At 30.9% G+C, this 23,787-nt stretch carries 25 protein-coding genes; 19 read left to right on the top strand and 6 right to left on the bottom strand.

Going from position 1 to position 23,787, the window contains the following annotated elements:
• The first annotated feature begins 8 nt into the window (after positions 1-8).
• The 12 genes from WA340_RS06810 (at position 9) to WA340_RS06755 (ending at position 11,199) form a co-directional block, all read left to right on the top strand.
• Positions 9-920, top strand: coding sequence for a bifunctional riboflavin kinase/FAD synthetase (locus tag WA340_RS06810; protein ID WP_336128089.1), 912 nt, complete (start codon positions 9-11; stop codon positions 918-920).
• The gene (locus WA340_RS06805; protein WP_336128087.1) at positions 913-2,232 is read left to right on the top strand and encodes an HTTM domain-containing protein; all 1,320 of its coding nucleotides are present in this window, start codon (positions 913-915) and stop codon (positions 2,230-2,232) included. Before WA340_RS06810 ends, WA340_RS06805 begins: the two co-directional genes overlap by 8 nt.
• Before the next feature lie 165 nt (positions 2,233-2,397).
• Positions 2,398-3,669, top strand: coding sequence for a serine--tRNA ligase (serS, locus tag WA340_RS06800; protein ID WP_336128086.1), 1,272 nt, complete (start codon positions 2,398-2,400; stop codon positions 3,667-3,669).
• Between the two features lie 446 nt (positions 3,670-4,115).
• Positions 4,116-5,900, top strand: a complete 1,785-nt coding sequence (locus WA340_RS06795; protein ID WP_336128085.1) for a tetratricopeptide repeat protein — start codon at positions 4,116-4,118, stop codon at positions 5,898-5,900.
• A gap of 10 nt (positions 5,901-5,910) precedes the next feature.
• On the top strand, positions 5,911-6,234 hold the full coding sequence (locus WA340_RS06790) for a DUF4286 family protein (protein WP_106677507.1): 324 nt from the start codon (positions 5,911-5,913) through the stop codon (positions 6,232-6,234).
• 40 nt (positions 6,235-6,274) lie between these two features.
• Positions 6,275-7,072, top strand: a complete 798-nt coding sequence (gene rsmA, locus WA340_RS06785; protein ID WP_336128082.1) for a 16S rRNA (adenine(1518)-N(6)/adenine(1519)-N(6))-dimethyltransferase RsmA — start codon at positions 6,275-6,277, stop codon at positions 7,070-7,072.
• Positions 7,073-7,081: 9 nt separating this feature from the next.
• On the top strand, positions 7,082-8,452 hold the full coding sequence (gene mgtE, locus WA340_RS06780; protein WP_304140625.1) for a magnesium transporter: 1,371 nt from the start codon (positions 7,082-7,084) through the stop codon (positions 8,450-8,452).
• Positions 8,453-8,457: 5 nt separating this feature from the next.
• A complete protein-coding gene (locus tag WA340_RS06775) occupies positions 8,458-9,393 on the top strand; it encodes a 2-hydroxyacid dehydrogenase (RefSeq protein WP_336128080.1) in 936 nt (311 codons plus the stop codon).
• 24 nt (positions 9,394-9,417) lie between these two features.
• Entirely contained in the window at positions 9,418-9,876 is a 459-nt protein-coding gene (locus WA340_RS06770) for a DUF1801 domain-containing protein (protein ID WP_336128078.1), read from the top strand.
• Between the two features lies 1 nt (position 9,877).
• Positions 9,878-10,267, top strand: coding sequence for a VOC family protein (locus tag WA340_RS06765; RefSeq protein ID WP_336128076.1), 390 nt, complete (start codon positions 9,878-9,880; stop codon positions 10,265-10,267).
• A gap of 20 nt (positions 10,268-10,287) precedes the next feature.
• Positions 10,288-10,785, top strand: coding sequence for a hypothetical protein (locus WA340_RS06760; protein WP_336128074.1), 498 nt, complete (start codon positions 10,288-10,290; stop codon positions 10,783-10,785).
• An 87-nt stretch (positions 10,786-10,872) separates the two neighbouring features.
• A complete protein-coding gene (locus WA340_RS06755; RefSeq protein WP_336128073.1) occupies positions 10,873-11,199 on the top strand; it encodes an ArsR/SmtB family transcription factor in 327 nt (108 codons plus the stop codon).
• On the opposite strand, the gene WA340_RS06750 is transcribed toward WA340_RS06755, so the two are convergent.
• From WA340_RS06750 to WA340_RS06740, 3 genes are read right to left on the bottom strand one after another with little or no spacing between them, the layout of a single operon-like run.
• Positions 11,200-13,026 (bottom strand): lysophospholipid acyltransferase family protein, encoded by a 1,827-nt coding sequence (locus WA340_RS06750; RefSeq protein WP_336128072.1) that lies wholly within the window; start codon positions 13,024-13,026, stop codon positions 11,200-11,202.
• Between the two features lie 40 nt (positions 13,027-13,066).
• Positions 13,067-14,317: an aspartate kinase gene (locus WA340_RS06745; protein WP_336128070.1), complete on the bottom strand. Its 1,251-nt coding sequence runs from the start codon at positions 14,315-14,317 to the stop codon at positions 13,067-13,069.
• Positions 14,318-14,797 (bottom strand): GNAT family N-acetyltransferase, encoded by a 480-nt coding sequence (locus WA340_RS06740; RefSeq protein ID WP_336128068.1) that lies wholly within the window; start codon positions 14,795-14,797, stop codon positions 14,318-14,320.
• Between the two features lie 117 nt (positions 14,798-14,914).
• On the opposite strand from WA340_RS06740, the gene fbp reads away from it, so the two are divergent.
• Genes fbp through WA340_RS06720 form a run of 4 tightly spaced genes read left to right on the top strand, consistent with a single transcriptional unit; the run spans position 14,915 to position 16,603 of the window.
• Entirely contained in the window at positions 14,915-15,919 is a 1,005-nt protein-coding gene (gene fbp / locus WA340_RS06735; protein WP_304140604.1) for a class 1 fructose-bisphosphatase, read from the top strand.
• A 53-nt stretch (positions 15,920-15,972) separates the two neighbouring features.
• A complete protein-coding gene (locus WA340_RS06730) occupies positions 15,973-16,104 on the top strand; it encodes a hypothetical protein (protein WP_336128065.1) in 132 nt (43 codons plus the stop codon).
• A complete protein-coding gene (locus WA340_RS06725) occupies positions 16,071-16,328 on the top strand; it encodes a fructose 1,6-bisphosphatase (protein WP_336128064.1) in 258 nt (85 codons plus the stop codon). Before WA340_RS06730 ends, WA340_RS06725 begins: the two co-directional genes overlap by 34 nt.
• A 14-nt stretch (positions 16,329-16,342) precedes the next feature.
• Complete coding sequence (locus WA340_RS06720) at positions 16,343-16,603, top strand: response regulator (RefSeq protein ID WP_304140602.1); 261 nt, start codon at positions 16,343-16,345, stop codon at positions 16,601-16,603.
• Positions 16,604-16,652: 49 nt separating this feature from the next.
• Here the strand turns inward: WA340_RS06720 and WA340_RS06715 are convergent, their stop codons facing one another.
• Entirely contained in the window at positions 16,653-17,084 is a 432-nt protein-coding gene (locus WA340_RS06715; RefSeq protein WP_304140601.1) for a tellurite resistance TerB family protein, read from the bottom strand.
• Positions 17,085-17,325: 241 nt separating this feature from the next.
• Between WA340_RS06715 and mfd the strand changes: the two genes are divergently transcribed.
• The 3 genes from mfd to WA340_RS06700 are packed head-to-tail and all read left to right on the top strand — an operon-like array spanning position 17,326 to position 22,409.
• Complete coding sequence (gene mfd, locus WA340_RS06710) at positions 17,326-20,664, top strand: transcription-repair coupling factor (RefSeq protein WP_336128060.1); 3,339 nt, start codon at positions 17,326-17,328, stop codon at positions 20,662-20,664.
• A 30-nt stretch (positions 20,665-20,694) separates the two neighbouring features.
• The gene (locus WA340_RS06705; RefSeq protein WP_336128059.1) at positions 20,695-22,029 is read left to right on the top strand and encodes a TlpA family protein disulfide reductase; all 1,335 of its coding nucleotides are present in this window, start codon (positions 20,695-20,697) and stop codon (positions 22,027-22,029) included.
• Positions 22,030-22,058: 29 nt separating this feature from the next.
• On the top strand, positions 22,059-22,409 hold the full coding sequence (locus WA340_RS06700) for a DUF2200 domain-containing protein (RefSeq protein ID WP_336128058.1): 351 nt from the start codon (positions 22,059-22,061) through the stop codon (positions 22,407-22,409).
• On the opposite strand, the gene WA340_RS06695 is transcribed toward WA340_RS06700, so the two are convergent.
• Complete coding sequence (locus tag WA340_RS06695) at positions 22,406-22,765, bottom strand: YraN family protein (protein ID WP_336128057.1); 360 nt, start codon at positions 22,763-22,765, stop codon at positions 22,406-22,408. The genes WA340_RS06700 and WA340_RS06695 overlap by 4 nt on opposite strands.
• 2 nt (positions 22,766-22,767) lie before the next feature.
• Positions 22,768-23,784 carry a S66 peptidase family protein gene (locus tag WA340_RS06690; RefSeq protein WP_336128055.1) on the bottom strand — a complete coding sequence of 339 codons (1,017 nt, stop codon included), beginning with the start codon at positions 23,782-23,784 and terminating at the stop codon, positions 22,768-22,770.
• Positions 23,785-23,787 lie beyond the last annotated feature (3 nt).

Here is a 23,787-nt window from a genome sequence, read left to right as displayed (position 1 = left end):
ATTAAATAGTGAAAAACAAAAACTCAAACCATACAGTCTTAACCATTGGCACCTTTGATGGTGTACACATTGGACACCAGAAAATTATTAAACGTTTGGTTGAAATTTCAGAAATCAAAAATCTTACACCTTCACTATTAACCTTCTTCCCACATCCTAGGATGGTTTTACAAAAAGATGCCAATATTAAACTTATCAATACAATTGATGAGAAAAAAGACATTCTTAAACAATTCGGTATTTCTAACTTAGTCATAAAAGAATTCACAAAAGAATTTTCTAGATTAACAGCCGAAGATTTTGTAAAAAACATTCTTGTAGATCATCTTAAAGCAAAACACATCATTATTGGATACGATCATCATTTTGGTAGAAATAGAAATGCTAACATTGAAGATTTAAAACAATTTGGAAAGGATTTTAATTTTGAAGTCGAAGAAATTTCTAAACAAGACATCAACGATGTTGCGGTAAGCTCTACAAAAATTAGAGCTGCTCTACAAGAAGGCAATATAAAAATTGCTAATACATATCTAGGCTACAACTTTATGCTAACTGGTAAAGTAATTGATGGGAAAAAATTAGGTCAAACTATTAATTATCCAACAGCTAATTTACACATAGAAGAAACCTATAAACTTATCCCAAAACATGGTGTTTATATTGTAAAGTCCATAATAGATAATAATACAGTCTATGGTATGATGAATATTGGTCACAACCCAACAGTAAATGGCAAACATCAAACTATAGAAACTCATTTTTTTGATTTTAATAAAGACCTTTACGGACAAAATTTAAAAATAGAATTATTACAAAGACTTCGTGATGAACAAAAGTTTAATTCTGTTCAAGAATTACAAAGTCAGCTTCATATTGATAAAAAAAATGCTTTAGAATTTATAAAATCTCATGCTTGACAAATTCTTATTTAAACAAATTGACAATAGTTCTCTAATAGTGTTTCGTATCATTTTTGGAGCTCTTTGTTTTTTAGAATCTGTTGGCGCTATTTTTACGGGATGGGTTACACGTACTTTAGTAGAACCTAAGTTAACTTTCAATTTTATTGGTTTTGAATTTTTACAACCTTTACCTGGTAATTGGATGTATGTATATTACACTATAATGGGTGTTTTTGGCTTATTAATAATGCTTGGCTACAAATATAGATTAAGCATGTTAGCATTTACTTTAATGTGGTCATGTACTTATTTAATGCAAAAATCCTCTTATAACAACCATTATTATTTATTAATGCTGTTAAGCGCCATAATGGTGTTTTTACCAGCAAATAGATATGCTTCTTTAGATGCAAAAATAAATCCAAGTATTAAGCAAATTAGCATGCCTAGTTGGGTAAAATGGGGGTTTGTTATACAATTATTTATACTATACACTTATGCTTCTATTGCAAAAATATATCCTGATTGGCTAGACCTATCAGTACCTAAACAATTAATGGCTAGTAAGGCTAATTATATGATAATTGGAGATTTACTTCAATATAAATTTATAGCTCAATTAATTGCTTATGGAGGAATACTCTATGATGGATTAGTAATACCACTACTACTTTATAAACCAACAAGAAAATATATGTTTGTTGCCTCTATTTTCTTTCATTTATTTAACTCTATTGTTTTTCAAGTAGGTATATTTCCTTATTTAGCTTTAGCGTTTTCGCTTTTCTTCTTTGAACCTGAAAAAATCAAAAACTTATTTTTAAAAAATAAACCACTTTACACAAAAGCTGAAATTATTGTAAAAGACTACAAACCTATTTTAATTAGTATAGGTGTTATATACTTTGTCATTCAAATAGCACTTCCGTTAAGACATCATGTTTTTACAGATAATGTATTATGGACAGAAGAAGGTCACAGATTATCTTGGCGAATGATGTTAAGATCTAAATCTGGAAGAACTAGTTATAAAATTATAGATAAAGCAACTAATAAGTCAGAGTTTATTATAATGTCTAACTATCTAACCAAAAAGCAAATTAGATCTGCTAGCTGTAAACCAGATGTGATATGGCAATTTGCACAGCATTTAAAGAAAGAATATGCTAAAAAAGGTAAAGACGTTATGGTCTTTGTAGATGCAAAAGTTAGCGTTAATGGTAGACCTTATAGACGTCTTATTGACAAAAATGTAGATTTAGCTGCTGTCCCTTGGTATTGGCACAAACACAGTGATTGGTTATTACCTTCTCAATTAGATAAATAATTTGTTTTTATAAACCTAAAATCTTACTACTTTTACCACTTAATTTTAGCGTTACTATTTTGCGTTAAGGGTTGAAGTGGCATCCTTTTTTTGCTGCCATATATGGCAAAAAAAGATACAACGGAAAACCTGACCTTTAGGTAACGCCCAAACAATAAAAAAACAATGTTACAACTACCTTTTATTAGAGAGAACAAAGAAGCGGTTATAAATCGTTTAGCAGTAAGAAATATAGATGCTAAACCTTTAGTTGACCAAGTAATTAGTTTAGATGAAGAACGCCGTACATTACAAGCTCAATTAGATAATGTATTGGCAGAATCTAACAGTATCTCCAAAGAAATTGGTATGTTGTTTAAGTCTGGTAAAACTGAAGAAGCTAACGCTCTTAAAGCTAAAACTGGCGATTTAAAAGAAAGTTCTAAAACCTTATCAGAACAGCTAAACGAAAAAGTAGATGCTTTAAATGAACTACTTTATCAAATCCCTAACGTACCGCACGATAGTGTCCCATCGGGAAATACCGATGAAGACAACGAAGAGGTTTACCGTGAAGGCGATGTGCCACAATTACACAGTGAAGCTTTACCGCATTGGGAATTAGCAAAAAAATACGATATCATAGATTTTGAGCTTGGTAACAAAATTACTGGCGCTGGTTTTCCTGTGTATAAAGGTAAAGGCGCAAGATTACAACGCGCTTTAATTGCTTACTTTTTAGATAAAAATACCGAAGCTGGTTATACCGAGTTTCAACTACCTCACTTAGTAAACGAAGCTTCTGGTTTTGGCACAGGACAGTTACCTGATAAAGAAGGGCAAATGTATCATGTTACTGAAGATAATTTATATCTAATCCCTACTGCCGAAGTACCAGGAACCAACATCTTTAGAGATGTATTATTAAACGAAAGCGACTTACCTATCGGTATAACAGGTTATACACCATGCTTTAGACGTGAAGCTGGTAGCTACGGTGCACACGTACGTGGGTTAAACCGTTTACACCAATTTGATAAAGTAGAGATTATTAGAGTAGAACATCCTGATAATTCTTATAATGCTTTAGACAGCATGGTTAATCATATAAAAGAGATTTTAAAAGAGTTAAAATTACCTTATCGTATTTTACGTCTTTGTGGTGGTGATGTATCTTTTGCGTCTGCTTTAACTTATGATTTTGAAGTATTTTCTACTGCTCAAGACCGTTGGTTAGAAATATCTAGTGTATCAAATTTTGAAACCTTCCAAGCCAATCGTTTAAAACTTAGATTTAAAAATAAAGATGGTAAAAACGAACTTGCCCATACTTTAAATGGTAGTTCTTTAGCATTACCTCGTGTTTTAGCAGGAATTTTAGAAAATTATCAAACCGAAAAAGGTATAAAAATACCAGACGTTTTAGTGCCTTATACCGGATTTGAGTGGATTGACTAAAATCACCGATGAAAATTTCGTTTTTGTTAAAAACAACACTCAAATATCGTTAAAGTGTTAAAAACATACGTTTTTTAACGAATTTTGAGCTATTCGTTTTGTCAAAAGGTAAAAAAGCCTTTAATTTGAATGTTTTCCTAATCAAAACCTACTTTTATTATGAAGACTATAGCTAGAATTGTTCTATGTATTCTCCTAATCGTAATAATGGCTAAAATTTTAAACACAGATTTTAGTATATCCCGCAAGGACAAACATGGCATAGTTTTAGTAGAATAATTAATAAAATTATTACATAGATATACCCCAATCTTAGTAATTGAATCTTATAGTGAATATATGATTAATAGCACTTTTATTAGATTGGCAAATGCCTGATTAAATTCAGGCATTTTTTTTGCATTATATTTACATAATGTCCCTATCGGATTTGTTATATTTACCCTATGTTTTTAAAGCGCGTTTTAACAATATTAATCTTCTTTTTTTGCTTGTGTTCTTACGCTCAAGACGAAATTGTTGCAAATGAATATTTTAAAAACGGCGAATTTGAAAAAGCACTTTCTAGCTACAAAAGGCTTTTTAAAGACAAGCCTAACAACACTAACTACTTACTTAAAATTGTTGAAATTGAGCAAGAATTAGAGCTGTATAAAGACGCTGAGCAAAGACTTATTAAAGCTTTACAAACAAGTAAATCTCCAAATTTATTAGTAGAACTTGGTTACAACTATCAATTACAAAAAGATACAATTAACGCTAATAAAAACTATCAAAAAGCAATAGCAACACTAGAGCAAAGACCTACAAATGCCTACAGCATAGGTCGTGTATTTCAAAATCATTCTTTGTTAGAAGAAGCAATTCAAGCATACACAAAAGCTATGCAATTACAACCTAGCTTAAACTTTAATTTGCAATTAGCACGTATCTATGGAGAGCAATCTAACATAGAAAAAATGTTTGATAGCTATTTAAATTTTATCTCTGCAAACCCAACGTATCTAGACACAATAAAGCGATATATAAGCGAATTTATCACAGAAGATAGTAACAACGAAGGTAATATAATCTTAAGAAAAACCTTGCTTAAAAAAATTCAGCAGAATCCTGATTTAATGTGGAATGAAATGCTGAGCTGGTTATTTATCCAACAAAAAGATTACAACAAAGCATTTGCACAAGAAAAAGCCATTTACAAAAGACAACTTGAAAGTTTAGATCGTGTTATCGAACTTGGATTTATCGCTCAAAATAACAAGGATTACGACATGGCAATTTCTATTTTTGAATATGTTGTAGAAACGTCCCAAGACATTTCAACGCAATTAGAAGCACAACTAAAAACTATAGAATTAAAAACCGAAATAGCCTTACCAAAAGACTATAATGACATTGAAAAATCATATACGTTGCTTTTTGAGCAATACGGTAAAACACCTCAAACTTTAAAAGTTCAAAAGTCCTATGCACATTTTTTAGCCTTTTATTTAGAACAACCTGAAGAAGCTATTTCAATATTAAAAAACACGTTAAAATATAATATTCCTGAGATTTATTTAGCCGAAGTCAAACTTGAACTTGGTGATATTCTAGTATTTCAAGAGAAGTTTAATCAAGCTTTAATTTATTACACTCAAATTCAACGTAACTTAAAAAACAGTCCAATTTCTCAAGAAGCAAGATTTAGAGTTGCTAAAGCAAGCTATTATAAAGGCGATTTTAAATGGGCAGAATCTCAGCTTAAAATTTTAAAAGCATCTACATCACAACTAACCGCTAATGATGCGTTGGATTTAAAATTGTTAATTAGTGATAACCGTGCTGAAGACAGTACACAAACTGCATTAAAAAAATACGCTAAGGCAGATTTGTTAGCTTTTCAAAATAAAAATAAACCAGCAATAGCTATTTTAAACGATATTTTAAAAGCGCATAAAACCGAGGTTATTGTTCCGCAAGCTTTATTAAAACAAGCTGAATTATTTGAAAAAGAACACGATTACGACAGCGCCAAAGCTAATTACCTACGTATAATTAAAGACTTTAAAGACAGCATTTTATTAGACAATGCACTTTATAATTTAGCCGAATTATTAAACAACACTTATAACCAACCCGAAGAAGCAAAACCCTATTACGAAACGATTCTTTTTGATCATCCAGATAGTATTTTTTATGTAGAGGCGCGTAAAAAGTTTAGAAAACTTCGTGGTGATGATATTAACTAAAAAAAACAAAATGATTATATATAACGTAACCGTAAACATAGACGACTCTGTGCATAATGAGTGGCTAACTTGGATAAAAGAACATATTCCGCAAGTATTAGCCACAGGAAAATTTACAGAAGCAAAACTAACTAAAGTTTTAGTAGAAGAAGAAATGGGCGGACAAACCTACTCTATTCAATATCGTGCACATTCCAAAGAAGCATTACAAGATTATTATGCTAATCATGCAGAACAACTAAGACAAGATGGATTACAAAAGTTTGCAGATAAAATGCTTGCCTTTAGGACAGAACTTGAAGTTATAGACGAGTATTCTGTAGATTTTAAATAATCTAAATTTCATTATAATTTTAAAAACTTTCAAAAAAATTATGTCTAAAAACCATAGAAATAAAACCGAAGTCAAAGCCAAAAAGTTTTTAGGTCAACATTTTTTGGAAGACGAAAGTATAGCTCAAAAAATAGCAGATGCCTTAACCTTAAACGGTTACGATCAAGTATTAGAAATTGGTCCAGGAATGGGCGTACTAACCAAATATTTACTAGAAAAACCAATAACAACTTATGTTATTGAAATAGATACAGAAAGTGTAGATTATTTAAAAAATAACTATTTGCATTTAGCACCACGTATTTTAGAAAAAGACTTTTTAAAATACAATTTAAAAGAAACTTTTGGGAACCAACCATTTGCAATATCAGGTAATTTCCCTTACAACATATCAACACAAATTGTGTTTAAAACTTTAGAAATGCGCGACCAAATTCCAGAATTTTCTGGAATGTTTCAAAAGGAAGTTGCCAAGCGTATATGCTCTAAAGAAGGCTCTAAAGTATACGGCATTCTTTCTGTATTAACCCAAGCATTTTATGATGCAGAGTATTTATTTACTGTGCCACCAAACGTTTTTAATCCGCCACCAAAAGTAGATTCTGGTGTGTTGCGCTTAATAAGAAAAGACAATTATAGTTTACCGTGTGATGAAGCTTTATTTTTCAAGGTTGTAAAACAAGCCTTTCAGCAAAGACGCAAAACCATCCGTAACAGTTTAAAAACCTTCAATTTGTCTGATAATTTAAAAGCAAATAGTATCTTTGACCAGCGTCCAGAACAACTAAGCGTTGATCAATTTATAACGCTTACCCAATTAATTGAAAACGACAAATAATATCTGCGTTTGGAAGAAAAAGAAAACATACAATTTCAGTTAACAGATCAGCTTATAGAACAAGTAGAAATTCTTATCGAACAAAAAAATGATAAAGAATTAAAAAAACTACTTGACGAATACCATTATGCTGATATTGCTGAAATACTAGATGAAGTCGATCTAGAAGAAGCAATGTATGTGATTAAGCTTTTAGATTCTGAAACAACTGCAGATATCTTAATGGAGCTTGATGAAGACAATCGAGAGAAAGTCTTAAGAAATCTTTCTGCAAAAGAAATTGCAGAAGAAATTGAAGAGCTAGATACCGATGACGCTGCAGATATTATTGCCGAATTACCAGAAGAAAGACAGCACGAAGTCATCTCTAAAATTGAAGATTTAGAGCACAAAGCCGAAATTAAAGAACTTTTAAAGTATGACGAAGATACTGCTGGTGGATTAATGGCAAAAGAGCTTGTTAAGGTTTACGAAACTTGGACAGTAGCCGGTTGTTTACGTCGTATACGTGGTCAAGCAAAAGATGTTACTCGTGTACATTCAATTTACGTTGTAGATAAACAAGAAAAACTAGTAGGTAGACTTTCTTTAAAAGATTTAATTACCGCTAAAAGCGAACAAAAAATTGCAGAACTTTCTAACGCAAATGTAGACTATGTTTTTGTAGATGAAGAAGCAGAAGAAGTGGCAAGAATAATGCAAAAATATGACTTAGAAGCTATACCAGTTATAGATCAAGAACGTACTTTATTAGGTCGTATTACCATTGATGATATTGTAGATGTTATTCGTGAAGAAGCCGATAAAGATTATCAAATGGCAGCAGGTATCTCTCAAGATGTAGAGGCAGATGATAGTATATTTAAATTAACACGTGCACGTTTACCTTGGCTGCTAATTGGTGTTGTCGGTGGTATTGGTGCAGCAAGTATTATTGATAGTTTTAGTGGTAATTTAGGACCTTATATTATCCTTCTTAGTTTTGTTCCATTAATTCAAGGTACTGCTGGTAATGTTGGCGTACAATCTAGTGCAATTATTGTACAAGGTCTTGCAAATGGTAGCATTGGCAACAATGTATTTAAAAGACTTTTAAAAGAATTACTTTTAGGTTTAGTTAATGGTATAGCAATCGGCTTATTAGCATTTATTATCACTCATTTTATATTTGGTGCGCCATATAATGTATCTTTCACCATTGGTATTGCCTTAATCACTGTAATTATTATGGCAGCATTAATAGGTACATTTATCCCAATTTTTTTAGATAAAAAAGGAATAGATCCAGCAGTAGCAACAGGACCTTTTATAACAACAAGCAATGATATTTTTGGTGTGTTTTTATACTTTTTAGTCGCCAAAATAATTTTAGGATTTTAACTAAAATGAAAATTTTACACTTAGACACCAATCACCCTTTATTACTTAATCAACTTAATGATTTAGGTTTTATTAATGATGAAGATTACACCTCATCAAAAGAAGAAATTAAGCTAAAAATTAAAGATTATGATGGCTTTATCATAAGAAGTAGGTTTAGTATTGACAAAACATTTTTAGACGCAGCAACCAATCTAAAATTTATAGGTCGCGTTGGTGCTGGTTTAGAAAATATAGATTGTGATTATGCCGAAAGTAAAGGTATTACACTAATTTCTGCTCCAGAAGGCAACCGTAATGCTGTTGGAGAACACAGTTTAGCTATGCTTTTATCTTTGTTTAATAAATTAAATAAAGCAGATAACGAAGTACGTAACGGTAAATGGCTACGCGAAGATAATAGAGGTATCGAACTTGATGGAAAAACTGTCGGACTTATCGGTTACGGTAATATGGGTAAAGCATTTGCTAAAAAACTTCGTGGTTTTGATGTCAACGTTTTGTGTTATGATATAAAAGATAATGTAGAGGATGAAAATGCTACACAAGTGTCTTTACAAAAACTTCAAGAAGAAGCAGATGTTTTAAGTCTTCACACACCAGAAACGCCTTTAACTATTGGTATGGTCAACCAAGACTTTATTAATAATTTTAAAAAATCTTTTTGGTTAATAAATACCGCAAGAGGTAAAAGTGTTATAACTTCAGATTTAGTAAGTGCTTTAAAAGCTGGCAAAATTTTAGGTGCTGGATTAGATGTCTTAGAATATGAAAAAGCATCTTTTGAAAGTTTATTTTCTTCAACTTTACCAGAAGCTTTTCAGTATTTAATAGAAGCACAAAATGTAATTCTTTCACCACATGTAGCAGGTTGGACTTTAGAAAGTAAAGAAAAACTTGCGCAAACAATCGTAAATAAAATCAAAGCAAATTTTTGCTAACTTAGTATTTCAATTAAATACTAAATGACATACGACGCAAAAACACCCGAGGATTACATAAAACAAGTCCCTGAAGATAGACAAGACGCTTTAAAAAAACTTCGTAAAACAATAAACGACAATTTACCTAATGGGTTTAAAGAGTGTATAAACTACAACATGATTGGTTATGTTGTACCTCACAAGATTTATCCAGATGGATACCATTGCGATCCCAAATTACCATTACCTTTTATGAGTTTTGCTTCTCAAAAAAACTCAATTAATTTTTACCATAGCGGTATTTATGCAAAACCAGAATTACATGACTGGTTTGTCAATGAATATCCAAAGCATAATAAACGTAAACTAGATATGGGAAAAAGCTGTGTTAGGTTTAAAAAAATAGACGAAATTCCTTATGATTTAATTGCAGAACTAGTACAAAAAATGACAGTTGAAGAATGGATTTCAATCTACGAATCTGTTTTAAAAAAGAAATAAAATGAAAAAAAGAGTTACAGGAATTGGAGGTTTATTCTTTAAAACCAAAGACCCAAAAGCAACAAAAGATTGGTATCAAAAACATTTAGGATTTAATACCGACGATTACGGTTGTACTTTTTGGTGGAAAGATGAAGCAGGTAATAAATGCTCTACACAATGGAGTGCTTTTGATCAAGATACCAAATATTACGAACCTTCAAAAAAAGACTTTATGTTTAATTATAGGGTTGAAAATCTAGAAAAACTTCTAAAAGTTTTAAAAGAAGAAGGTGTAACAATTGTTGGTGAAATGGAGACTTATAGTTACGGTAAATTTGGTTGGATCATGGATAATGATGGCAACAAAATAGAATTATGGGAACCAATTGATAGTGCTTTTGAAAAATAACCAATTAAAATACAAAACCAATGAGCGAAGACAACAAAAACCTAGAAGACAAAACTGAAGAGCTAAATAATACTACCAAAAACACAGAACAAGCTAAAGAAAAAATAGACCAGTTTACAGAAAAAGCCGAAAATAAGTTTGAAGATATAAAAGCAGACGCAAAAGATACTTTTGAAAAAGCCAAAGCAAAAGCAAAAGAATTTGTAGAAGAAGATGCTAAAGAACTTTATGATGAGGCTAAAGAAAAAGCATCTAAAATAGCAGATGAAGCTGAAGAAAAACTTGACGAACTTAAAGAAGATGCTAAAGCAGTTTACGAAAAAGCTAAAGCAAAAACAACCGAGTTTATTAATGAAGACGCAAAAGAGTTTGTAGATGAAACTAAAGAAAAGGTTTCTAAATTTGCAGATGAGGCAGAAGAAAAATTAGATGAGCTAGCAGAAGATGCTAAAGAAGTTATTGAAGAAACTACTAAAAAAACTAAAAGCTTCTTTCAGAGGTTGTTTGGTAAAAAGTAAAAATCATAAAGTCTAGACTAATGTTTAGACTTTTATTTTATTTAATAAAATTGTAATATTGCAATATCACGTTTATATAATTGAACTATGGGTTTTACAAAAAAACATATTTTTACAGATCAAATAAACACTATTGCTAACTATACAAAAGTTATTGGTCATCCTGCACGTGTTGCTATCATACAACACATTAGCGAAAATAAAGACTGTAATTGCAACGATTTAGTAAAAGCTATTGGTTTAGCACAACCAACAATCTCTCAACATCTTGCAGAAATACGCAAAACAGGTTTATTAAATCAAAAAGTAAAAGGTAAAAACTTATACTACACTATCAATAAAGATCAGTTAAATGAGTGTAGACGTGTTGTTAATGACTTTTTTGTAAAAACGCAGGTCAATTGCTCTAAGTAACTACTTTTCGCTTTCACTTTGCTCTGACAATTTACGCTCAAGTTCTTCTTGAAACTCTTCCATTACCGGTCTAACTGTGCTTTCTGGTAAGTCGGCAATCTCTATATACATTAAACCGTCTACCGAGTTATTAAACAAAGGATCTACATTAAATGCTACTAAACGTGCATTTTGTTTAATGTACTTTTTAAGTAGTACTGGTAAGCGTAATGCGCCTGGTTCAATCTCGTCAATAATTTTATCAAACTTATTTAAGTCGGCTTCAGTAGCATCAAACACAAAATCTTTATCTGCATCTTTTAGTTTGACCTTAAATTCTTTTTTAGGTCTAACATATTGCGCTATATAAGGATCATAGTAATGCGATTTCATAAACTCGATCATCAAAGATTTTGAGAAGTTTGAAAATTGGTTACTAATACTTACGCCTCCAATTAAATATTTATGTTCAGGATAGCGTAATGTTGTGTGCACAATACCTTTCCAAAGTAAAAATAAAGGCATTGGTTTTTGTTGATATTCTTTTATGATAAATGCACGACCCATTTCTATAGATTGGCTCATCATTTTATACAACTCTGGCTCAAATCTAAACAGATCCTGAAGGTAAAAACCATCTATACCGTAAGTGGCAAAAATTTTAGAGCCTAATCCCATACGATAAGCTCCTGCTATAACATTAGCTTCATTATCCCATAAAAACATATGGTGATAATAAGTATCAAAACTATCTAAATCTATAGCTTCGTTTGTTCCTTCTCCTACTTCTCTAAAAGTTATTTCACGCAAACGACCTATCTCACGTAACAAGTTGGGCATCTTATCTGCAGATGCTAAAAATACCTCATAGTTTTTACTGGTTAGCAATCTTAAATCGGCATCTCGCAAAGCATTAACTTCTGCAATCATAGTTTCTTGACTTACAGGAGTTACAATTTTTTTTGGCGGTCTTATACTTTTAGGCGATTTTAATGTAGATGAAATAGTCTCTATTATCTTCTCTTTAGGTTCAAAAGAGTTAGAAAGCATATAGGTTTTTCGTCTTAAAAATTCTGAAAAATCTGCTAGACTTTCATGTTCATTTTGATCTGCTACAGAAACTGGTCTACCTATTCTTACTTTAATAACACGTCTTTTCTGTGTCAATAATTCTGAAGGTAATTTTGCAGTTCTAAACGTGTCACTAATCTTAGACAGCTTATAAAAAAGATTACTGTTTTTGGCGTGAAAATAAATTGGAACAACTGGCACATTAGCTTTTTGCACCAACTTCATTGCGGCATCTTCCCATGGTTTATCAACCATTAATTTTTCGTCCTTATAGGTTGATACTTCTCCTGCTGGAAAAATCCCTAAAGGATGACCTTCTTTTAAATGCATTATGGCATGCTTAAAACCAGATATGCTTGACTTTACATCTTTCCTGTCTTCAAAAGGATTAACAGGCATGATGTAAGGTTTTAATGGCTCTATACGATGCAGTAAAAAATTGGCTATGATTTTAAAATCTTTGCGTTGTTCTAACATCAATTTTAACAACAAAATACCATCAATACCTCCTAATGGATGGTTAGACACAGTAATGTAAGCTCCATCTTTTGGTAAACGTTTTAGATCTTCTTCAGGAATCTCAAATTTAATTTGAAATTCATCCAAAATACTATCTAAAAAATTTAAATCTTTTAGGTGCTTATTTCTATCATAAATTTTATTTAATGTAGAAATTTTTAAAACTTTCATTAAAAGCCATCCAACAAAAGTGCCTAAAAACCCATATTTGTCAAGTTTTATAGCAGACGAAACTTCTTTAGCAGTGACTAATCCCATTTATTTTTTAAAGTTAATGCCCACAAAAGTAAGCAAACATTTATTTACTTACTATTTGTACCGTATTTTGATACATTTGTTTTAATAAAATCGTTTTTCCTTTCTCTAATTTCTGTATTGCTTGCTCATTATAATGCCTAATTGTAAATAGTGATACATTATCGTGACAAGTTACTTTAAATTTAGCTTTTAGATGAAGTAATAACGGCTCTAAGTTATTATAATTGTTTTCAAAACAAACCGAAAAACTTATAGCTGAGTTTTGAATAACATCTACTTTCATTTTGTATTTGGACAACAAGTTAAAAATTTCGCTGATATTTTCTTCTACCACGTATGAAAAATCTAAGGTAGATAATGATATTAAAACTTGATTTTGTTTTAAAATGAAACATGGCACTACGGGATCAATACCTTTAAACTTTTTTACTACTGTACCATTATTTTGTGGTTGTATAAAAGACTTTACATGTAACGGTATTTCTTTACGTTGTAGTGGTTGTAATGTTTTAGGATGTATTACTGATGCGCCATAGAAAGCTAACTCTATTGCTTCTGTATAAGAAATTACATTTAATAATTTTGCGTTTTCAAAATATCTTGGATCTGCGTTTAATACGCCTGGTACATCTTTCCAAATGGTTACACTTTCTGCATTTAAACAATAGGCTATAATTGCTGCAGTATAATCACTTCCTTCTCGACCTAAAGTAGTCGTAAAATTGTTTTTGTCGCTTCCTAAAAACCCTTGTGTAATATTTAATTGCTTAGTATTTATATGAGTTAAAATATTAGTCTGAGTTTGATCCCAGTTTACATTTGCACGTCTATAATAATCGTCTGTTTTTATTAATTGTCTTACATCTATCCAATTATTTTTATAGCCAACTTCATTTAAATAGGCGCTTATTATGGTTGTAGACACTAACTCTCCATACCCTATAACTTGATCATAAACAAAATTGTAATCTGGAGATTTATTGGTTTTTAAAAATGCTTTTAATTCTTCAAAAAGTGTTTTTACAGTATTGAAAACAGCATGTCTTTCGTTTTCAAATAAATCAATGATAATTTGATTATGGTATTTTATAACGTCTTGTAAAGCAGATTGTAGTTCTGCTTGATTGTTAAAATAATTGCCAATTACAACTTCCATTGCATTGGTTGTCTTGCCCATTGCAGAGATAACAATCAGTGTGTTTTCATGTCCAACCTCTTCTAATACAGACACTAAATTTTCTACACCTAAAGCATCTTTAACAGATGCTCCACCAAACTTAAATACTCTCATTTATAATTTTTCTATATAGTTTTTTATGGCGTCTCCTTCTAATTGTGCTAAATACCAATCTTTTAATATTTTAGCACCTTGTTTTTCATAAAAATTAATAGCATTTGTATTCCAATCTAAAACTTCCCAACATATACGTTGTACACCTTGACTGTAACCGTATTTAATAACCTCATCAAGCAGTAATGTACCTAACCCTTGTCCCCTTAACTCTTGTTTTACTATTAAATCTTCTAGATGAACAGTTTTTCCTTTCCATGTAGAAAATCTAAAGTAAATTAAGGCTATTGCTACGATTTCTTGTTCTCTCTCGGCTACAAAACAAGTAAATAAAGGGTTTTTACCAAAACCGTGTTCTATTAAATCTTTTTCTGTTATAATTACAGCATCTGGCTCTTTCTCAAAAACAGCTAATTCTTTTATTAGCCCTAATACTTTTGGCATGTCAGATTGCGTTGCAAAACGAATATTAAATTTCATCTTAAAAAATTTTATTCAAATATAGTCTAAACAGATTATAGACCATAAAATTAATTTAAACGAAAACGTTGTAGTTTATTGAAAATTCTATGATATTTGCAACCAAATATAAGCTTCATGTCTAAAAAAAATCAAACCTTAGGTGAATTTATTATCGAAAACCAATCCTCTTTTAAGTATTCTTCTGGAGAGTTATCTAGACTAATAAACTCTATTAGACTTGCTGCAAAGGTTGTAAATCATGAAGTAAATAAAGCTGGACTAGTAGATATTATTGGCGCTGCTGGCGACACAAATATACAAGGAGAAGATCAACAAAAACTAGATGTATACGCCAATGATAAGTTTATTCAAACATTAACTAACCGAAACATTGTTTGCGGGATTGCTAGTGAGGAGGAAGACGACTTTATTAGCATAAATAGTCAAGATTCTAACAACCAAAACAAATATGTAGTATTAATAGATCCTTTAGATGGCTCTTCAAATATAGATGTCAATGTATCTGTAGGAACTATTTTTTCGGTATTTAGGCGTGTTACACCTGTTGGTACACCTGTAACTATAGAGGATTTTTTACAGCAAGGCAACAAACAAGTTGCTGCTGGATACGTGGTTTACGGTACATCAACAATGTTAGTATATACAACTGGTCACGGTGTAAATGGCTTTACGTTAAACCCAGCAATTGGTACGTTTTACTTATCGCATCCTGATATGCAATTTCCTGAAGATGGAAATATATACTCTGTAAACGAAGGTAATTACATTCACTTCCCACAAGGTGTAAAAAACTACATTAAGTATTGCCAAATGGAAGAAGGCGATAGACCATACACCTCAAGATATATTGGATCTTTAGTTTCAGATTTTCATAGAAATATGATTAAAGGCGGAATTTATATGTATCCAAAAAGCTCAAAAAATTCTAACGGAAAACTACGTTTATTATACGAATGTAATCCTATGGCGTTTTTAGCAGAACAAGCTAATGGTAAAGCTAGTGATGGTTTTACTAGAATACTTGACATTACACCAACAGAGCTACACCAACGCGTACCTTTTTTCTGCGGAAGTAAAAATATGGTATTAAAAGCTGAAGAGTTTATGCAAAACACTTAACTGGTAGCTAGAAAACTATTTTTTTTGCTATTTTTATCTCCTAAACTATCAACATGGCAAAACAAGATAAAAATCAAGAAAATATGGTGCCAAACGCTGTAGATGCTAGCTCAAAAATTGACGCTATAAAAGAGCTTATTTTTGAGGAAATATGCAAGCTTACGATAGTGAGTTTGAAACTCTAAAAAAAGATATACTTAACAAAAAAGAAGAATTAGAGCAATTAATAGACGAAGTTAAAACAGAACTACTTCAAAATATTGATAATTTAAGTACAGACGTAAACATACGTATTACAGAGCTTGAAGCTTCTCTTGAAGAAAAAACAGACGCTTTAGAAGAGAAAAAAGTAGACCTTAAACTTCTGGGTGAACTTTTCACAAAGCTTGGTGAGAAGATTAGTCAATAAAATTGACTCTATAAATGACTCAAGATGATAAATTACAAATATTAAAAGACATCTTATTAAAAGATGAATTACCAGATATAAATGGTGATGAAGTAGCAAAACTGGTAAGAAAATTACCAGAAAGAGAGCATAAAAAAACACCAATTATTGCCTTAACAGCTAGAGTATTTAAGGATGATTTAAAAAAATATAAAAAAGCAGGTATTAATGATGTTGTAAAAAAGCCTTTTGATGAAGATACCCTTTTAACCAAAATAAGAGAACATCTAAAATAAAAAAAAGCAAGCGTTATGCTTGCTTTTTTTATGTATTTCAAAAACTATTTTATCTATTCATAGTTTTAATTTCTTCAATAAAAACCTCTAAATCCACTCCGTTTTTAACAAGCTCTAAAGCTTTATCTGCAACATACTTCGCATTACTAGACTTAAAACCTAAACCAACACAAAGACGCTCTAACATAGCCATTTGGTTTTCTCCTTCAATTTGATCTGCCCAAACCATTCTAGCTAAATCGTATAAACGCTCTAAACGCATATCATAAGATGTTGGTGGATTTATAGGATGTGTTTTATAGTTCTTTAAAATTACTTCATAATCATGCTCACTAATATCTAAATTACGAGCTAATCTGTCTAAAAACGCTTTTTCAGCATCATTAATCACTCCATCACTCATTGCAACTCTTACAATTGCAGCAAAGTGACTCTCGTTGCGTTTTTTAAATCCACTATCGAATAAATCTGAAAATGACATACTTTTTAATTTTAATTCATTGCAAATATAGTTAAACCTTGCTCCTTTTAAAATTAAAAAGTTTCTTTTTTTAACATGTATACTTGATATTATCAAAACTAATATAATTGTTTTATTATCAATGTTTTAAATCATTTTTTAGAGTTTATTTTCATTAGTATTGTTAATATCAGATTAAATTAATTAATCAGAAAGCTTTTAAAAAATCTAAGCCTTATATTTGCAAAAAATTCTATTTAAGGTGAGTAAATCTAACATCTCGCAAGCCTATTTACAATCTTTGCAAACGCAAAAATTGCAAACTGCTATTGCCCTACCTAAAAGTAAAACACATGTTAAAGGATTAGTAGGCTCTTCGGTTTCGTTTATAATTTCACAAATTTTCAAACAATCCGAATTACCATTTTTACTAATATTTCAAGACAAAGAAGAAGCTGCTTTCTATTTAAACGATTTAGAACATTTAATAAATAAAAACGATGTTTTATTTTATCCAGGAAGCTATCGCAGACCTTACCAAATTGAAGAAACAGATAACGCCAACGTTTTACTTCGAGCAGAAGTTTTAAACCGTATAAACTCACGTAAAAAACCTGCTATAATTGTTACGTATCCAGATGCGCTTTTTGAAAAAGTTGTAACTAGAAAAGAGCTAGAACGTAACACACTAAAGATTACTGTTAACGACAACTTATCTATAGATTTTGTAAACGAAGTCTTGTTTGAATACAAATTTAAACGTGTAGATTTTGTTACCGAACCTGGAGAATTTTCGGTACGTGGCGGTATTGTAGATGTGTTTTCCTTTAGTCATGACCAACCATATCGTATAGAATTTTTTGGTGACGAAGTAGATAGCATTCGTACCTTTGATGTAGAAACACAATTATCTACAGAGCAAATTAAAAAAATTAGCATTATTCCTAATGTTGCTAATAAACTAATTGAAGAAAAAAGGCAAAGCTTTTTACAATACATCGCTCAAAAAACAGTTGTTTTTGGGAAAAATTTCGATTTAACTTTTAACAGAATAGACGATTTTTTCAGTAAAGCTCAAACTGCATTTAACAACTTATCTACCGAGCTTAAACACGCCAAACCAAATGAGCTTTTTTCAAATTCTGAAACCCTAAAAAAAGAATTATTAGATTTTAGCATAGTAGAATTTGGGACAACATCTGTTTTTAAAGCAGAGCAATTTGTAAAGTTTGACACAGTACCTCAACCTGCATTTAACAAACAATTTAATTTACTAATAGATAATTTAAATGCTAATCACGATAAAGGTTACACCAATTATATTACTTGTGTAAGCGAGCAACAAGCAAAGCGTTTTCATGATATTTTTGAAGATGTTGATGGCAATGTTCATTATCAAACCATTGTACAACCTTTGTATCAAGGTTTTATAGATCACGACTTAAAAATGGTGGTTTATACAGATCACCAAATTTTTGAACGCTACCATAAATTTCATCTTAAAAATGGCTATGCAAAAAAACAAGCCATTACCTTAAAAGAACTTACAAATCTAGATATTGGCGATTATGTTACGCATATAGATCATGGTATTGGTAAGTTTGGCGGACTACAAAAAATTGATGTAGATGGTAAAAAACAAGAAGCTATAAAGTTGGTTTATGGCGAGCGTGATGTGTTATACCTAAGTATACATTCCTTACACAAAATAACCAAATTTAATGGTAAAGATGGTGCGCCACCAAAGATCTACAAATTAGGTAGTAAAGCTTGGAAAACCCTTAAAGAAAAAACCAAATCTAGAGTTAAGCACGTTGCTTTCAACTTAATAAAACTATATGCAAAACGTAAGTTAAAAAAAGGATTTCAATATAAGCCTGATAGTTATTTACAGCATGAGTTAGAAGCTTCATTTTTATATGAAGATACGCCAGATCAAGTTACTGCTACTGCAGATATTAAAGCAGATATGGAAAGCGAAAGACCAATGGACAGATTGGTTTGTGGCGATGTTGGTTTTGGTAAAACCGAAGTCGCTATTCGTGCTGCCTTTAAAGCTGTAGATAATGGTAAGCAAGTTGCGGTTTTAGTACCAACTACTATTCTAGCCTTTCAGCATCATAAAACCTTTAGCGAGCGTTTAAAAGAATTTCCGGTAACGGTAGATTATGTAAACCGTTTTAAAACTGCAAAAGAAAAACGCGTCACTCTAGAAAAACTAGAAAAAGGTCATGTAGATATTATTATTGGTACACATCAATTGGTTAACAAAAACGTTAAGTTTAAAGATTTAGGACTTTTAATTGTTGATGAAGAACAAAAATTTGGTGTTGCTGTAAAAGAAAAACTTAAAAGCATAAAAGAAAACGTAGACGTACTTACGCTAACCGCAACACCAATACCGCGTACACTTCAGTTTAGTTTGATGGCTGCTAGAGATTTATCGGTAATTACAACGCCGCCACCAAACCGTTATCCAATAGAAAGTCATGTGATTCGTTTTAGCGAAGAAACTATTAGAGACGCTGTTAGTTACGAGATAGAACGTGGCGGACAAGTGTTTTTTATTCATAATCGTATTGAAAACATCAAAGAAGTTGCAGGTATGATCCAACGCTTAGTGCCTGATGCAAAAATTGGTGTTGGTCACGGACAATTAGAAGGTAAAAAACTAGAAGAACTTATGCTAAACTTTATGAATGGTACTTTTGATGTTTTAGTAAGTACAACCATTATAGAAAGTGGTTTAGACGTCTCTAACGCCAATACTATTTTTATTAATAATGCTAATAATTTTGGGTTAAGTGATTTACACCAAATGCGCGGTCGTGTTGGACGAAGCAATAAAAAAGCATTTTGCTATTTTATTACTCCAGATTATCACGCTATGACAACAGATGCCAGAAAACGTATTCAAGCATTAGAACAGTTTTCTGAGCTTGGTAGCGGATTTAATATTGCAATGAAAGATTTAGAAATTCGTGGTGCAGGAGATTTACTTGGTGGCGAACAAAGTGGTTTTATAAACGAAATTGGTTTTGATACCTACCAAAAAATCTTAAATGAAGCTATAGAAGAGCTTAAAGAAAACGAATTTAAAGACCTTTACGACGAACCTGAAGAGAAAAAGCAATACGTTAAAGACATTACAATCGATACCGATTTTGAATTACTTTTCCCAGACGATTATGTAAATAGTATAACCGAAAGGTTAAATCTGTATACCACTTTAAATAACCTAAAAACTGAAGACGAGTTAACCACTTTCGAAAATCAATTAATAGATCGTTTTGGCGAGTTACCAACTCAAGTAGTAGACTTACTTAATAGTGTTAGAATTAAATGGATAGCTACAAAAATAGGTGTAGAAAAAGTAATCATGAAAAAAGGTAAACTTATCGGTTACTTTATTAACGACCAAAAGAGTGGATTTTACCAAAGTAATTACTTTACAAAAGTGTTACAATACGTACAAACACATCCACAAACTTGTAAAATGAAAGAAAAACAAACACGTAATGGTTTGCGTTTATTACTTACTTTTGACAATATAAAAACAGTAGAAAAAGCACTTCAGGTATTAAAACCTATTTTGGAATAATTTTTGAAACTTGATAAAAAAATAAAACCTATGAATAAAAAGTTATTTTTTGTATTTGCTATAATTCCATTTTTTGCGTTAGCACAACATACCATAAAAGGAAAATTCCCAAATACAGACGATTTTAAATTTGCCTTTCTATATCAAGTAACAACACAAACCAGCAAATTTGTAAATAATGCCGACATAAAAGAAGACGGTTCATTTAGTTTTACTTTAGATAAAAATCAACCTGCAGGTACATACCGCATCGTCTACAATCAACCACAAGATCGATATAATTTTGACTTTTTATATAATAATGAAGATATAGAATTGACTTACGACTTTGACAATGGTCTAACTTTTATTAAATCTGAAGAAAATAAGCTTTGGAACTCTTACAATAAAAGCATTCAATTAGTTGCAAATAGTCTTAACAACTTTTACCTAAAAGGCGATAACAACGAAGAAGATTTTAATAAAATCATACAAATTTTACAAAACACACAAACCGAATTTGAGAAAGCAGCAGAAGGAAAAATGTCACTAAACTTTATTACAGCAAGTAAGCCATATATCCCTAATAAATATGTAGATGCGCAAACATTTTCAGAACTAGCAAAAGCAGAATATTTTGACCATATCAACTTTAGCAATCCAATTTTACAAAACTCAAATTTTCTTATAGAAGCAACTTTAAACTATATTTTTAATTTTATAGACCAAGACCAAGCCAATGCTTCATACATAAAAAATATTGATACTGCTGTAAAAGCTATTGGTAATAACCCTAAAGTAAAAAAAATAATATTAGAAGTATTATATTCTCAATTTGCTTACGAGAATATAGAAACAGTAGCCAATCATATAGCAACAAAATACTTATTAGATATAGCAAAAGCAGATAACGATACAGAATTAATAAAAGATCTTACTAATTTTAAAAATGCATCAATAGGTCATAAAGGTTACAATTTTGACATTGTAATTTATGATGAAAACGGTAAAGCAACGGTAAAAAAAATGCATGATTTAGACGAAGCTGAAAACTACCTAATTATATTCTGGAGTACAACATGTTCTCATTGTTTAGAAGAAATTCCGCAACTACATAACTACGTAAAAACAATAGATCAAAAACAATTAAAAGTTATAGCTATTGCATTAGATGAAGACCGTTACCGCTGGAAAGACATGACTTACGATTTTCCAGAATTTTATCATGTTTTTGGAGAAGGAAAATGGGATAACCAAATAGGTAACAACTATAATGTTAAAGCTACACCAAGCTATTTTATACTTGACAAAGACAAAGTAATTATTAAAAAACCTTATGATTTTGAAGCTTTTAAAGATTATTTTTCTAAAACATTAGAAGAATAGTTATCTTTAAAATCTACTATCTAATAATTATGAAAAAAAACCGAGTCTTTGCTATGTCTTTTGCAAGTGTATATCCACATTACATCACAAAAGCCGAAAAAAAAGGAAAAACAAAAGAAGATGTTCATACCATTATTATATGGCTTACAGGTTATACTAATGCAGATATAGACACAATTTTAGAAACTAAAATAGACTTTGAGACCTTTTTTGAAAAAGCACCAAAACTTAATCCTAACGTTGATAAAATTAAAGGTCTAATTTGTGGTTACCGTGTAGAAGACATTGAAGATCCTTTAATGCAAAAAATTAGATATTTAGACAAGTTAATAGACGAGCTTGCTAGAGGCAAAAAAATGGAAAGCATTTTAAGATCTTAAAAAAAGAAAAAAGCATCTTCTAAATGCTCAATATTAAATTGCTGTTCTTCTTTTACAATTGCTATAATATCAAAACGCACATCTACTTCTAGGTTATTTACAGTCACATACTCATCTACTGCTTTAACTAAGTTTTTTATTTGTTTTGGTTTTACAAAATCTTGCGGATTCCCAAAATCTGTTGTAGATCGTGTTTTAACTTCAATGATGGCTAAAACATCTTTTTTTTGAGCAATAATATCGACTTCAGCTTTATTAAAACGGTAATTACGTTCAACAATATCGTAGCCATTTTCAATTAAAAAATCGACTGCAAGTTGTTCTCCTTTTTTACCAAGCTGGTTGTGATTAGCCATTACTATTCAAATACAAGTGTAGATTTTGTTTTTTCAACTTTTAAAGTAGCTTTTCTACCTAAAATTAAAGCTCTATTATCATCTTCGTGTCCTGCTGGCATATTAAATGCAATCGGGAAATCATAATCGGCAAGTGCATCTAAAATTAGTTGTTCTATAGATGTTCCCCAAAGGGTCGTATTTTTTCTTAGCTTACTCATATCTCCAACAATCACACCTTTACAGTAATCAAAATAACCAGCACGTTTTAGACTTTGTAACATACGATCTATATGGTATTTGTACTCGCCAATTTCTTCAATAAATAATATTTTTCCAGAAGTATCAACGCTAGTTTTACTACCTAACATAGTATGAAGCATCGTCAAGTTACCACCAACTATTGGTGCTGTAACTTCACCTACTTGATTATAATTTGAACCTTGTAAAGTATAACTTAAAGTTTCACCAAAAATGGCTTTTTTAAATGTCGCTATAGTTTGTTCTATTTCACTTTCATCCTTAGGTAAACTTACACACATCATCGCATGTAGACTTTGTACACCTAAATTATGTATTTGGTTATGTAGTGCTGTAATATCGCTATATCCAATAATCCATTTAGGCTGTTCTAAAAATTTAGTATAATCTAATTTATCCAAAATTCTAACCGTACCGTATCCGCCACGTGCGCACCAAATAGCTTTAATATTTGGATTATCTAAAGCATTTTGAAAATCTTCACAACGTTCTTGATCTGTACCTGCAAAATGATTGGCTTGATTAAACACATGTTTACCAACAACAACATTAAGATTCCATTGTTTTAATAAACGTTTTGCGCGTTCAATTTCTTCATTTCTGTGTTTTAAAATTCCTGATGGCGCTACAATTGCAACGGTATCACCAGCTTTTAAATATGGTGGTTGTATCAAATTTTCTGTTAGTTTTTTAAAGTTTGTATTTTGGGATATCATGGCGTTAGTTCCTGTAAAAAGAAACACCAATAAAGTAATAATTATAAATCTGTTTTTTGACATATT

Source organism: Mesoflavibacter sp. CH_XMU1422-2, from assembly GCF_037029245.1.
GTDB lineage: Bacteria > Bacteroidota > Bacteroidia > Flavobacteriales > Flavobacteriaceae > Mesoflavibacter > Mesoflavibacter zeaxanthinifaciens.
Note: the sequence above shows the minus strand (reverse complement) of the source record. Positions and strands in the feature narration are given on the sequence as shown.

Excerpts from the sequence above, each read along its gene's own strand:
- WA340_RS06805 (WP_336128087.1), top strand. The coding sequence starts at position 913 with ATGCTTGACAAATTCTTATTTAAACAAATTGACAATAGTTCTCTAATA.
- serS (WP_336128086.1), top strand. The coding sequence starts at position 2,398 with ATGTTACAACTACCTTTTATTAGAGAGAACAAAGAAGCGGTTATAAAT.
- WA340_RS06795 (WP_336128085.1), top strand. The coding sequence starts at position 4,116 with ATGTTTTTAAAGCGCGTTTTAACAATATTAATCTTCTTTTTTTGCTTG.
- WA340_RS06790 (WP_106677507.1), top strand. The coding sequence starts at position 5,911 with ATGATTATATATAACGTAACCGTAAACATAGACGACTCTGTGCATAAT.
- rsmA (WP_336128082.1), top strand. The coding sequence starts at position 6,275 with ATGTCTAAAAACCATAGAAATAAAACCGAAGTCAAAGCCAAAAAGTTT.
- WA340_RS06775 (WP_336128080.1), top strand. The coding sequence starts at position 8,458 with ATGAAAATTTTACACTTAGACACCAATCACCCTTTATTACTTAATCAA.
- WA340_RS06770 (WP_336128078.1), top strand. The coding sequence starts at position 9,418 with ATGACATACGACGCAAAAACACCCGAGGATTACATAAAACAAGTCCCT.
- WA340_RS06765 (WP_336128076.1), top strand. The coding sequence starts at position 9,878 with ATGAAAAAAAGAGTTACAGGAATTGGAGGTTTATTCTTTAAAACCAAA.
- WA340_RS06760 (WP_336128074.1), top strand. The coding sequence starts at position 10,288 with ATGAGCGAAGACAACAAAAACCTAGAAGACAAAACTGAAGAGCTAAAT.
- WA340_RS06755 (WP_336128073.1), top strand. The coding sequence starts at position 10,873 with ATGGGTTTTACAAAAAAACATATTTTTACAGATCAAATAAACACTATT.
- WA340_RS06750 (WP_336128072.1), bottom strand. The coding sequence starts at position 13,026 with ATGGGATTAGTCACTGCTAAAGAAGTTTCGTCTGCTATAAAACTTGAC.
- WA340_RS06745 (WP_336128070.1), bottom strand. The coding sequence starts at position 14,317 with ATGAGAGTATTTAAGTTTGGTGGAGCATCTGTTAAAGATGCTTTAGGT.
- WA340_RS06740 (WP_336128068.1), bottom strand. The coding sequence starts at position 14,797 with ATGAAATTTAATATTCGTTTTGCAACGCAATCTGACATGCCAAAAGTA.
- fbp (WP_304140604.1), top strand. The coding sequence starts at position 14,915 with ATGTCTAAAAAAAATCAAACCTTAGGTGAATTTATTATCGAAAACCAA.
- WA340_RS06730 (WP_336128065.1), top strand. The coding sequence starts at position 15,973 with ATGGCAAAACAAGATAAAAATCAAGAAAATATGGTGCCAAACGCTGTA.
- WA340_RS06725 (WP_336128064.1), top strand. The coding sequence starts at position 16,071 with ATGCAAGCTTACGATAGTGAGTTTGAAACTCTAAAAAAAGATATACTT.
- WA340_RS06720 (WP_304140602.1), top strand. The coding sequence starts at position 16,343 with ATGACTCAAGATGATAAATTACAAATATTAAAAGACATCTTATTAAAA.
- WA340_RS06715 (WP_304140601.1), bottom strand. The coding sequence starts at position 17,084 with ATGTCATTTTCAGATTTATTCGATAGTGGATTTAAAAAACGCAACGAG.
- WA340_RS06705 (WP_336128059.1), top strand. The coding sequence starts at position 20,695 with ATGAATAAAAAGTTATTTTTTGTATTTGCTATAATTCCATTTTTTGCG.
- WA340_RS06700 (WP_336128058.1), top strand. The coding sequence starts at position 22,059 with ATGAAAAAAAACCGAGTCTTTGCTATGTCTTTTGCAAGTGTATATCCA.
- WA340_RS06695 (WP_336128057.1), bottom strand. The coding sequence starts at position 22,765 with ATGGCTAATCACAACCAGCTTGGTAAAAAAGGAGAACAACTTGCAGTC.
- WA340_RS06690 (WP_336128055.1), bottom strand. The coding sequence starts at position 23,784 with ATGTCAAAAAACAGATTTATAATTATTACTTTATTGGTGTTTCTTTTT.